At 42.1% G+C, this 12177-nt stretch carries 10 protein-coding genes and 1 pseudogene; 1 reads left to right on the top strand and 10 read right to left on the bottom strand.

Going from position 1 to position 12177, the window contains the following annotated elements; genetic code table 11:
* Position 1 precedes the first annotated feature (1 nt).
* The 10 genes and pseudogenes from AB4180_RS09205 to AB4180_RS09160 form a co-directional block, all read right to left on the bottom strand.
* On the bottom strand, positions 2-634 hold the full coding sequence (locus AB4180_RS09205) for a triacylglycerol lipase (protein WP_009845991.1): 633 nt from the start codon (positions 632-634) through the stop codon (positions 2-4).
* A gap of 133 nt (positions 635-767) precedes the next feature.
* Positions 768-851: pseudogene (locus tag AB4180_RS09200) on the bottom strand (AraC family transcriptional regulator); the annotation flags it as partial.
* Entirely contained in the window at positions 845-1390 is a 546-nt protein-coding gene (locus AB4180_RS09195; protein WP_009845990.1) for a mechanosensitive ion channel family protein, read from the bottom strand. The gene AB4180_RS09195 and the pseudogene AB4180_RS09200, both read right to left, overlap by 7 nt.
* On the bottom strand, positions 1390-2325 hold the full coding sequence (locus tag AB4180_RS09190) for a CorA family divalent cation transporter (RefSeq protein ID WP_102248739.1): 936 nt from the start codon (positions 2323-2325) through the stop codon (positions 1390-1392). The genes AB4180_RS09195 and AB4180_RS09190 overlap by 1 nt, the downstream gene beginning before the upstream one ends.
* Before the next feature lie 326 nt (positions 2326-2651).
* Positions 2652-4274, bottom strand: a complete 1623-nt coding sequence (locus AB4180_RS09185) for a phosphoethanolamine transferase (protein WP_102248738.1) — start codon at positions 4272-4274, stop codon at positions 2652-2654.
* Positions 4275-4505: 231 nt separating this feature from the next.
* Positions 4506-5075: a porin family protein gene (locus AB4180_RS09180; protein ID WP_371701267.1), complete on the bottom strand. Its 570-nt coding sequence runs from the start codon at positions 5073-5075 to the stop codon at positions 4506-4508.
* 618 nt (positions 5076-5693) lie between these two features.
* Positions 5694-5990 carry a Bor family protein gene (locus tag AB4180_RS09175; RefSeq protein WP_017097222.1) on the bottom strand — a complete coding sequence of 99 codons (297 nt, stop codon included), beginning with the start codon at positions 5988-5990 and terminating at the stop codon, positions 5694-5696.
* A gap of 123 nt (positions 5991-6113) precedes the next feature.
* Positions 6114-7433, bottom strand: coding sequence for a cell wall metabolism sensor histidine kinase WalK (locus tag AB4180_RS09170; RefSeq protein WP_102248737.1), 1320 nt, complete (start codon positions 7431-7433; stop codon positions 6114-6116).
* 36 nt (positions 7434-7469) lie between these two features.
* On the bottom strand, positions 7470-8174 hold the full coding sequence (locus AB4180_RS09165; protein ID WP_102248736.1) for a response regulator: 705 nt from the start codon (positions 8172-8174) through the stop codon (positions 7470-7472).
* A 374-nt stretch (positions 8175-8548) separates the two neighbouring features.
* The gene (locus tag AB4180_RS09160; RefSeq protein WP_102248735.1) at positions 8549-10729 is read right to left on the bottom strand and encodes an EAL domain-containing protein; all 2181 of its coding nucleotides are present in this window, start codon (positions 10727-10729) and stop codon (positions 8549-8551) included.
* Positions 10730-11007: 278 nt separating this feature from the next.
* Between AB4180_RS09160 and AB4180_RS09155 the strand changes: the two genes are divergently transcribed.
* Positions 11008-12111 (top strand): alpha/beta hydrolase, encoded by a 1104-nt coding sequence (locus AB4180_RS09155; protein ID WP_102248734.1) that lies wholly within the window; start codon positions 11008-11010, stop codon positions 12109-12111.
* Positions 12112-12177 lie beyond the last annotated feature (66 nt).

Genomic DNA, 12177 nt, shown 5'->3' with positions numbered 1-12177 from the left:
GCTATGAAGCGTCCTTAAAAGCTCTGTGTTCAATGAACTGAGCCGACAGTGTTACGACTTCCTTAGAGTAGACCAGCGCTGTGTGGTTGAGTTTGAGGGCGTAAGTATCAGTGGCTCCTCTCAGGTTGGCGTCTTCGAGTGTTACTGTGCCATCCCCAGGATTTCTTCCCAATACAATGCGTCCTACGCCAGCGTCGTAGGTGCCAGTAATTACGCCAATCGGCACATCAATATCGTAGTCACCCAAGCCATCGCTTAAAATCATTTTGCTCGAACCAAATATAAATCCAAGCCCATGATTAGACAGTGTTTTGGCGATGGTTGCCCCATTGTGCGGAGTGCCTGCTGTAATAATGCAGGTGTCGGCGAAGTGTGGTTGGTAGAATTTAAAGTAATGACGAATCAGCAAGCCACCCAGTGAGTGACCGAAAAAATAGACCTCATCATACTCATTAAAACGAGCATTCACGAAACGATTGAGACGTTTGGCTGCAGAAGGGAAACGCAGCGAGTTGTAGGCAAACTTGTGCGTTGTAAAGCCGCGTTTTTTGAAGTTTCTATCCAGATATTGCATGATCAACGCAGGCATATATAGACCATGAATTAAAACTATATGTTTGTTTTTATTATTCATTTTTGTCCTCCGTCTGATGGTGTCTCCAGTATATTTAGTCGCAAATCTAAACTCAATAAAACTTGCGGCTAATGGGACACAAAAGACAGAGCCTTCGCTATAGAAAGAATGTGCGTTATAGACAAAGAGTGGGTTACTCTGATCTCACTCCTCCATACACATCAATCGTTAACCCAACTTGTTTGGCATAGGTATTCGGTGTTAGGCCTGTTACCTTATTGAAGCTTCACTTTTTGCTTCAGGTTCAACCAAAACCTTTATCACGCCTTTTTGTAAAATCAGGTTGTTGGGGTAGGTGATAATGTTACCCGAACTGTGTCGAAGAATAACGTGGAACATGGTGATATCGATGATCACACCGCTGATGTCTTCGTCTTTCTCCGCGACTCTTACTCTGTCGCCAATGCGATAAGGGAAGACAAAAAATATTAGTACGCTGGCTGTGAGGTTACTTAGAATGGACCATTGCGCGAATAAAGCGACACCCAGCACCGCAAATATGGATGATAAGAACAGCGAAATATCACCAAAACCCAAGTTAAGAACAATCGTAAACACAGCGATGAAGAGTAGAAACAGAACAATATTGAAACACTTAATCACGAACTGCTTTCGCTTCAATTCGACACGCTTATTTTCCGCTAATGTTTCTATCCAGTTCTTACCTAAGCGTTTGATCACCCAATACACAGTGATAAGAAGTAAACCTAAAACTACTTGTCTAAGCCACATATTGGATTGCAAAAACTCAACCATTAAATAAACCTCAATTTTTTCAAAATAATGACCTCTGCCGCTATGACTACGAGCAGCCCAACGCAAAATAGTGGGAATGCTATTGGGTTATCTGTTCCGGGTATCCCCGCGATATTGACACCCAGTAAACCGGTGAAAAACCCAGCAGGGAGGAAAATACCTGCAATGATAGAAAATAGGTACGTATTTCTATTCATTTTTTCAGCTTGTTGCTGACTTAGGCTCGCTAAAAATACATTAATTTGTTCGATGTAAAACTCAACAGACTCGTTAATTCTCAGGATGGTATCAAGGCTGTTCTTTATATGACTGTTGTGATTACTCAATGGTGCAGGTAGGTCACTCATTAAATCTTCAAAAACGTATTTCTGTGGCTTCAAATAACGCCTTAGTCTGAGTAGCCTTGAATGTAGAGCGTTAATGGATCTTATGTCGATATTGGAGTTAGATTCTAACTCGTCAATTAATAGTTCGACGGGTGCTAGGAAGGTTGAAATACTGTGGTTGATTCCACGGATCATGCCCAACAACACATCAGGCAATGATGTGGGGCCTTGGTTTTGAATGAGATCAGACACCAGATTACTGACCGCTTTTGAAGGAACTTTACGTGTCGATATTAAAGTGCCTTTGTACCATAAGATGCGTAGGCTAAGCATGTCGTCAGGGTTAGCACCTTCGTTTAGATTAATGCCTCGCAGAATCATCAAAAAACAGTCGTGTCCAAACTGTTCGAACCGAGGGCGGGTGTCATCGGTGAGTAATGAATCGATGATGACATTTGGAACCGTATTACTGTGGAGCCATTCTCTCAAACCGTCAGCATCTCTTTGGCAGTGATACCAAGTTGATTGCTCGAATGAGGCTGGGCTGGTGGTGTGTTCATGTGCCACACCCTCAGAAAATTGCCAGCTTGAAATTATGAAAGCGTCCATTCATTTGTCCTTAATGATATGACATAAACATTGATATTAGGCGCCATTCAGGCGCGGTATTGAACTGAGCTAATCTTGGTAAGTTCAATGAGCGATGTGAGTGAGATAAAGTCTAATAAGACAGGTTGGTCTTTGGAGCACGACGGACTCTTCCATTATTGTTTCTATTAAATGTAGCTCATTGTTTCGTCGTTATAAATTAGCACTCTGGCTCCATGTTAGCGACGAAAAAAAAGAAAAGACCGAGGTCTTTTCTTTTTAGGGGAAGTTGAGGAGAGCTTATTCAGGCAACTCGAGTTTTCCGATGGTTTACATAAGCAAAAACACTACCGACACGCAGCAAAAATATCTTGGCTCGCTCGGTATTCTTTAGTTTGCACGTCCATCAGGCCAAGCAAGGAGTCGAACAGGTTATCGTGAGAAAAGCTCTGCTCTTTCCCCGCCTTTCTTAAGCAGGTCTCGCTTATCCCTTTCTGCGCAGCAAAACCATCAGACATCCATAGGATCATCGGTACGTGGGTTTGTTCTTTTGGTGCCAGCGAGTAGGGCATGCCGTGAAGATACACGCCATTCTCCCCTAAAGACTCTCCGTGATCCGAGATATACATCAGTGCGACATTGTACTTGTCGGTCAGTTTCTTCAGTTTCCGAATCGCCTGTGAGAGAAAGAAATCCGTGTACAAGATGGTGTTGTCGTAGGTGTTAACCACTTGCTCTTTGGTGCAGTTTTCAATGTCTGCACGAGAGCAGTCAGGCGTAAATTTCTTATGTTCTTCTGGATAACGCTCAAAGTACGTTGGGCCGTGAGACCCCGAAATATGATAGAAAATGATGCTATCTTGTTTAAGATCTTGAGTATCTTGTTCGAAGTTCTCTAGCATGGCTGTGTCATAGCACACATCTTTATTACACAGCGGGTCGCTGTCTTTGGCGACGAGCGTCATCTCTTTGATTCGATGTGCGACCGCTTTGTCTCCTCCATCATGCTCTCGCCAGATAGAGTGAATGCCCGCGCGGTTCATAATGTCGACCACGTTATCTTGGTTATAGGCTTTGTCGCGATCGTAGTTGTTGCGATTCATGTTCGAGAACATACATGGCACAGAAACCGCGGTGGCTGTTCCGCACGACTGAACATCAGAGAAAAATATCGGGTTGTAAGGCTTGGTATGAGCGTTGGTTTCTCTCTCATAGCCATGATATTGGTAGTTGTACACGCGTGCGGTTTCACCAAGAACAAACACTAATAATGTTGGTTTGGTTGCCGCTTTGGCTTGTGCTGTTTGCTTCGCATCTAACCCTAACTCTTGATAAGGGATGGGCTGTTTTATGTAGGTGTTATTGATATATTTAACCGTTGATGACACATACTCGGTCGGGATGATCATCTTTTTGATGTGCGAATGATTACGACCAATCGATACGTAATCTTTGTAGAAAAGCCCGGCAATAATGGCAATGACGATCAAGGAAGAGAGCAGCCCAATCGATTTCCAGACAAAGAAATCTTTCCAAGATTCTTTTTCAAGTTTGGTAAACAACAGGATGATCGATGGAATACCGCCCATCGCTAGTAACCATAAGATGGAGTGGGTACTTACATAGCTTGCTGCTTCACCACTATTGGTCTCAAACACATTCTCTATCATCCCGTAGTCGACGAATATGCCGTAATTGAACATGCTGTAGCTGACTAAGGTTGAGGTGATCAGTAATAAGATGAAAAACGGTTTGGAGAATATCGGCCAATTAAAGACTTGGAAGATGAAATTAAAAGCAGCAAGGAAGAAGAGCGGGATGGATATAAGAAACGCGACACTTTCAGACTTTGATGCCTGAACAATACTAAACAGTTCTAGGGAGAGAGGGATGTTGATGATAAGCAGATAATACACAGCCAACACAAAGGGCAGTTTGTTTATCGACATGTTTAAGCTTGGTAGATTCATAGGTCTTTTTTCCTGCGTATCTTATCTCTTTATTTTAGTCTCCCTATCAAGAAAGCTCTAATATCAACGCATAAAGATCGAGAAGTGATGGTGAGTGATAACCGGCTAAAGTGAAATGACTCGATAGGGTGTATAGATACAAAAATTCACTTTACTGTGCTGCCTTATCATAGGGCAGAGTAGCAAAGTGAATTTGAGTTATTTACTTACAACGTGGCCGTGAGGAGCACATTAGAAGTTGTATGAACCACCGAAGCTAACACTGTTGAATGCTAGTGTGTGGTCATCGTTTTTGAGAGAACCCTGATAGGAATAGTCATCAACACTCACCGCGTCAGCTTGTGAAATAAGGCGAAGTGTTAAGTGTTCAATCGGCGTGTATTCAACACCTACGCCAAAGTGGAAGCCAGTACCGCTGTCGTCCCCATAGTTTGCTGCTTGATTCGCGTGAAGGTCAACAGAGCTTAAACCAGCCAACACGAATGGACGAATAGTGTTGTCAAACGTATAACCGATATTCGCTGATGCGGAAATAGAGGTTGGCGAGAGTTTTTCTGCGCCATTTTTGTAATCTGCATAATCGTTGTAGCCAAGCTCTACGCCAACAATACGGTTGAATTGGTAACCACCGTATAGGTTATAACCCATACCATCTGAATCTAAATTACCGTGACCATCTGTATCGGAATCTTGATAGACACTAAGTCCACCACCTACATACGCGCCACCATCTGTGCTTGCTGCAAAAGTTGGAAGTGAAACTAAACCGATTAAGCCGAGTGCTAATACTGATTTTTTCATGATAATACCTTGTTTACTCATCCTGTGATGTAAATCACGGTATCGCTGACGAATGATTTATAAAACCCTCACAAATGAAACCTATTTTTTCATTGATAAAGTGACTATCTGTAGCCCTTGATTTATCAAGAGGTAAGGTCATATTTGTTGGTTATATTCTTTATAAATAAAATCCACATATTGACAAAAGGTTAAATTTGCTAAATAAAACGATGTTTTTTAAGGTTGGAGTGATGTCAGGTTTATCTAACTAATTGAAAGATAAAGCATAACAAACATTGTGTTTGTTCTATTGTAGTATTTATTTCGGTGTTTGTTGAAAGCAAAGCAGTACGCTGATTCTAATCATGACAAGGAGAGTTGGATGTTAAACCGAGCAAACACAGGTTTGGTGGTTGTGGACTTGGATGAGGCTTTGAGTGGGATGAGATATTGCATGTTTGCATTTTAGGAGGAATAAACGGGGAGATGTTAGCACCAGCCCCCGTATTTACAGTCAATATGACGGTATTCTATGCTCAGTCCTTGAGCACCAGCGAAAGTATTGAATGTCAGGTAGAAGCTTCCAAGACCAAATTTTTGGTGTCGTCAGTTGGTTCGTGGACAAATAACGACGAGTTAAGCTTTGCAGTAAACGCGTGCTTCTCGTGGTGTATAAATACCAAAAGTTACGGCTGCTAGTAAACCATTCACGAATGTCTCTTGAACTTCAACTTTAGCAACGTTGTCGATACCGTTACATACTTTAGCTGCATCAATTTGCTTTTTCTGCGCTAGACCGTTGATGAAAAAGTGGTGTGACTTTTCAGTTGTTGGTGCTGTTGCTTCGCTCTCTTGAGGGGCCATTACGAAAGTTTGTTGAGCGCAACCTGTTGCTACAAGTGATAGTGCCGCGATGATCATTAATTTTTTCATGTGTATCTCCAGAGATAAAATTTAACTCACGTTAGTTAAGGTGAACGATTGTTGTCTGCTTTGAAGGAGATATATAGCTCCCCTTCGGTTGATGTTGAACATTATTCCAGAGATGATTGGTCGTTACTGTATGGGTTTGTCAGCCGAACCGTTACACAGTGGAAAGGTCATAGTGAATACGGCACCCTTTAAGGTGTTGCTTTGTGCAACTAGGACTGTCGCACCGTGCTGAGCGCAGATCTTATTGACGATAGAAAGCCCTAGACCATGACCACTCTTGGTTTTGTTACGCGCTTTATCTCCAACGTAAAATGGGTCAAATAGGCGAGAACGGTGCTCTTTTGCTACGCCGTCCCCGTCGTCATGCACAGCAATTTGTAACATATCGTGGTGCACGCTTGCTTCTATCGAAATTTGTGAGCGTGCGAATTTCATCGCGTTACGTACTAGGTTATCTAACGCGCGATTGAGCAGCGTATCATCTGCTAATATCAAGCGAGGCTTTTCTGGTAGTGATAGGTCAATATTAAGTTCCGTCTCTTTGTTCCAACGACACATTGCGTGATCGAGAAAATCTCTTATCTCTAATGGCTGTTGTAAGTTATCTCGGTCACAACTGTCGAGTTTTGCGTAATATAGTAGCTCATCGACCATTTTTTCCATCTCTTCTGTGTCTTCAACAATGCTCTCGATAGTATCTTGCTGCCCCTCGTTGAGTGGCGTGTCTTTGAGCATTTCTGCCTGCCATTGAATTCTAAATATTGGAGTTCGCAGTTCGTGAGCTACCGCATTGGTGAGCGAACGATTACTCTCGATCAAGCTATGGATTCGATCGGCCATCAGATTAAAGGATTTATTCAGAGTTCCAATTGCACTGCCGCCTGATGTTTCAGCTCGCGAAGAGAGGTCGCCTTCAGAGAAGCGTAATGTGGCATTTTCAAGCTTCTTAACTCTGCGGAAAATAATCAACAGATGACCCAGGCCATATACGATGAAGCTCGCGATAAAGAATACCCAAATGAGGTCATCTTCGAGCTCTATTTTTTGTCGAACGAGCGTGTCGTCGTTGGGCAGGTAATGATAGATGTTTTTACTGTTAGCTAAGCGAAACCATAACTCCCGATAGTCGTCGTGAAAAATAAATACGTTGGGGTTAGCAGTAAAGAACTCAGAAACTGGAGTCGGTACTTCATCATTCGATTTGAATGTGACGAGGGTATAGCGGGAGGTGTCAACAAACTGATTTATGGCTTGATGAGCGGCTTCGAGGCCCTGATTATTCGCTATGTTTTCTAGGAGCTGTTGGTGGGCCGTTGCTTCGTAATCTTGCAATATATATTCATAGTCGGTATTGAGCTGATAGACACAAATTTCGTAGGCGAGAAGACCAACAATAAAGCAAGTTAACAGCCCTAGTAGGGACTCCAAATAGATACGTCGCATAATCGCTCTCTTTCATTGCGCCCGTACTGAGCGCGGTTAATGCCAGGCGGTCGAAACAAATAAGTAACCTTTTCCGCGAATGGTTTGAATTTTCTCTGCTGGTGCTTTGTCGTCACCAAGTATTTTTCGCAAACGTACTACTTTGTTGTCAATCGTCCGGTCGATCCCGTCGTACTCGATCCCGCGCAGCGTTTGAGTTAAGTAATCACGTGACAGCGGGGTATCAGGGTTGGATGCTAACAGCCAAAGTAAATCAAACTCACTGTCTGTCAGTGATAAAACCGCGCCTGAAAGCTCGCACTTTTTATAGGTGTTTTTCAGAATAAGTTGACCAAACTGAAGGCTACTTGAATCATCAACCAGAGGTGTATTGGTTTCTTGACGGCGTAATAGCGAGCGGACCCTTGCCAGCAGAACTCTTGGTTTGATTGGCTTGGTGACATAGTCATCAGCCCCTGTCTCTAAACCTGCAACGTGATCAAAATCATCATCGCTGGCGGTGAGCATTAAAATTTTACCCTTAAAGAGCGTACGAGTCTGTCGGCAAATTGTCAGTCCATCGGTTACAGGAAGCATTAAATCCAACAACACGATATCAGGCTGTTCGGTAAGGATTCTCTGCGTGGCATCACTGCCGTCATCTAACGCGGTGACATCAAAATCTTGTGCTACAAAGTAATCCTTTAGCATTCGCTGAAGTTTCAAATCGTCTTCTACGATGATCATTTTAGGTTTTGTCATTCCGTTATCAGCCTTGTTGTGCGTTTAATTTATTGAGATTACGTGAGTGCGTTTAATTTTGGCGGCTTCTGATGTTGCATATTAATCACAAATGCGTCACGAAGAAATCCCTGATGCGAATGATTAAACACTTTCCATGCTAGTTCAATGCCGATTTGTAATTTTTGCTTGGGTTTTTCAGTAGGTTAGAAGTGGTGTTTTAGTCTGTTGGCGAAGACGGCCGGAAATGAGAGCTCTAATGTTGAGTTTTTAGTTTTATAACAGAAGAGCCAGCCATGAAGCATCTTTTTAAAGAGGTTTCATGGCTGGTTGGAACCTAATTGGATTTTAAGTCCAAAATTAAGGTCTACGGTTTGAACCTAAGCATGCGTATTTCACTGTTCCGAGTTATGATTTTTGGCAAACAGAACAAAATCGTCTAGTGGCATTGGTTTTGCGAAATAGAAGCCTTGTACTTCGTGACACCCTGCGCGGCCTAAAAATTCAAGTTGCTCTTTTTCTTCAATGCCTTCAGCAAGTACATTGAGTGAGAGTTCGGTTGCTAGCTTACAAATCATGCTCAAGATAGCTTGGTCATCGGTGTTGTTAAGTAAGTCCTTTACAAACTCTCGATCTATTTTCAGTCGATCGATAGGGAGTAGCTTCAAATAGCTAAGAGATGAATAACCAGTACCGAAATCATCTAACGCTATTTCAATGTTTAACTTCTTTAAGTCATTCAATACAGCCACGACCTTCGACACATCACCCAACATGGCACTTTCTGTTACTTCTAATTCCAGTAAACTCGGAGAAAGGCCAGTTTTTTCTAAGGTTAGTTGTGTCAGATCTAAAATGTTCTGTTCCGAAAACTGAATGCTCGAAATATTAACGGCAACCTTTACACCAGCAAGCGCTTTATGATTCTGCCACTGTTGGCAATCAGTGGTAGCTTGTTCGAAAATATGAGCACCCATTGGAATGATTAAATGGGATTGCTCTGCCAGTTCTATAAAAAGGTCAGGCCTTACGAGGTCTCCATTTGGCTTTTTCCAACGCATGAGCGCTTCGGCACCAATGATACGATTGGTCTTTAAGCAAAATTGAGGTTGGTAATAAGGAATAAATTCTCTGTTTTCAATCGCATTGTTTATCTCTTTGATTAACGTTATACGTCTCAACGCAGCATTTGACAGTTCAGGTTGATGCTTAACCGTAATGTCATCGCCTTTTTCCTTGGATACATATAGAGCGATGTTCGCTTGAATGAGCATTTCAGAACTGCTTTGTGCGCCATTTGAACTGCAGGTTGCACCAAGGTTAGCCACTAGTTTTATCTTGTTCTCATCAATGATAATTTCATTTGAAACCACATTAATCAACATAGCAAAAAAAGCATCCGAACCTTGATCGCCATTGTGTTCTTTCGCAGGCACTGCGATACAGAACTTATTTTCATCCAATCGAGCTAGGTTAAAATCAACCATGGTTGTGTATGCGGATAAGCGGTTGGCTAGATGAAGCAAGATTGTGTCCCCGGCTTTATAGCCGAGTGTATTGTTGATATCTCTAAAACGCTTAATATCAATGATTAACACGGTGATGCGTTCATTTTTTTCTTTGTGTTTATTAAGCAACTCATCAAGCGAACGCAAAAACCCAAGACGGTTCGGCAACTTAGTGAGCGAATCATAGTAAGCCAGTGTTTCGATTTCTTTTGTTAATGCTCTGCGTTGCTGCTCTTTATCATAAAGGCTAGAAAAAGCACTTTGTAGTTCCGTTATCTCGTAATATTTTGCTGGTGGTAAAGATGCACTTTCTTCTTTGCCTTGTGCCAATAAACTAAGAGAGCGGGTGATGTTTTTTAACGGAGTCGATACTCGACGAGCGATGGCAAAGTTAATAAACATCACCGTCATAAAGCTGATTATGCTAATAGACATCAAAGATTGATTGATCATCTTTCCATATTTTAGCCATTCATCTACAACTGTATTTACCTCGAGAATCCCTCGTACATCGTTGAGTTCCCAATCGTGTTTAGGAGAGTCGGGGTGGCTATTGTGGCAGTTTACACAAGTTTGGTCATAGAGGCGGTCTGCCCGAGCGACGCGTACTCGGGTTCTGTCTTGCTCTTGTACAAACTCGACGTAGAACTCATCTGGTTTCTTGTTAATCGCTACCCAAGCCCGTTGTTGGAATTCGTCAAAGAGCCTACCTTGACGGTTTTTATAAGGATAAGGGCTGGTAAACGAGGTCGTGATGGTGAGATCTTTATCTGATTTATCAAGCATTTCGATTAAGAAGGTCGCAGGAACGGGGATACTGTTCTCTAAGGATTCGTGCTGGGCTGTTGCCACGAGTTCTTGGCTACCAACAACTTTCTGTACGACATTTGATGAGTAATAGTTACGAATACTATGAAATGTAGTTACATAGTTCTTCGCATTTTCAACCGACACTTTTTGAACGAAATCTTCAAGAATAACGGTCGATATTAAAGAGAATAGTAAAATACAAGCAAGTGCTATTCCTATGATTGGATAAATAATGGTCCAAGATAGTGAACGCTTCATTGTCTACCTTTATTGATATTTTTAATTGCCTGACACTACTGAAGTGGCTTTCCATGTGGCTTGTTGATGATTTGTTAGCATTATATATAATTTTAGAGTGGCTGAATGTAAGCTCGTGTAACTGGTCTTATGAGTTGATTTGCACTCTGGAGTGAGTGTTTTTAGCAAGGAAGGGGGGCGAGGATGTAGATGAAATACATTCCATTACATAGTTACGACAGATAATTTAATTGTTAACCAATAGAATTTCTCCAATCAAAATTTTGGGGAATAACGGTATGAAGTACTATCGAAATACGTTGCTAGCGTTACCTTTGGCTCTCTTGGCTGGCTGTAATTCAAGTTCAAACGCGGGACAATCAACCACCATTTCGCAAAAGAAACCGAAGGCTGACTACGTATTTTCTTCGGCTAAACTTGGTGAGTTGTATCAAGAGAGGCAAGAGCTCCAAGAAGAGGCTATGAAGCTCTCTTACGATGGTGTTTTGTATGAAAAAATTCAGTTTGCTGAAGACATTAGTGATAAGCAAAAAGTGATTAAGCTTTCGGATGGCTTAGGCCAAAGTGTTGATCTGTACTTTCCTGAAGCTGGGTTTGATAGTTGTGGTATTTATACAGAGAGCAAGGGCTTGGACCTATTTGATTGTGATGCAGCACAACGTTTTACTTCTAATGATACTACGTCAATAAAAGCAATGACGAAGGATAAAAAAGTCTCCGTTAAGCTTGAATACCAAAACGAGTTGTCGCAATACGTAACGAGCCTAGGTTCGACGATTCTGAGTAAAACCAAAAATGGTAATAAAGTCACCATTACCACATCGTTTGCCTTCAACGCTTTTTACCGCGATGTGCTTAACGAGACAGGCGCTGTTGAGCGCATTACTTCCACTCTCGGCGCATCAACTTATTCTCAGCTTTTTGATATCGTGAAGTTATACCGAGGCAGTGAGATGACGTTGAAGTTTACCAATCATATTGGCGGCAGTGCTGATGACGAAATCAACATGTACACCGGTCGCATGATCAATAACAACAAGATGACGACGGTTGTGACTCCAATGGGTTCGGTTTTTTCGGGTGGTACGGATCTATTTGCTGCTGGCAACCCACGCATATTGCAACGCTCTGATACTACCAAGGCCATTGAACTGAATAAGCAGGTGGGTGTGCATAGTTGGGCTGAAGGGGATAAAACGGCCAAAGAATTCCCATACACCAATGAGAGTCATCGTCAGCAAGCGACCTATTTTAAAAAGGTGATGGGAGAAAAAGGGATAGACTTCTATATCTTCACTTTAGATTCTGCACCTGCTGCTGGTGAGCACTGGATGACCAAAGCAGACTCAGATAAGTACGGTTTCATTACAAGTATTGAGTAGTCAAAGAAAGTAGCAATAACGACTTCGTAAAGGTTGGTGATGGCTCTGTCATTATCGGCCTTTTTT

Source organism: Vibrio sp. 10N.286.49.C3 (assembly GCF_041469545.1).
Taxonomy (GTDB): Bacteria; Pseudomonadota; Gammaproteobacteria; order Enterobacterales; family Vibrionaceae; genus Vibrio; species Vibrio tasmaniensis_A.
Note: the sequence above shows the minus strand (reverse complement) of the source record. Positions and strands in the feature narration are given on the sequence as shown.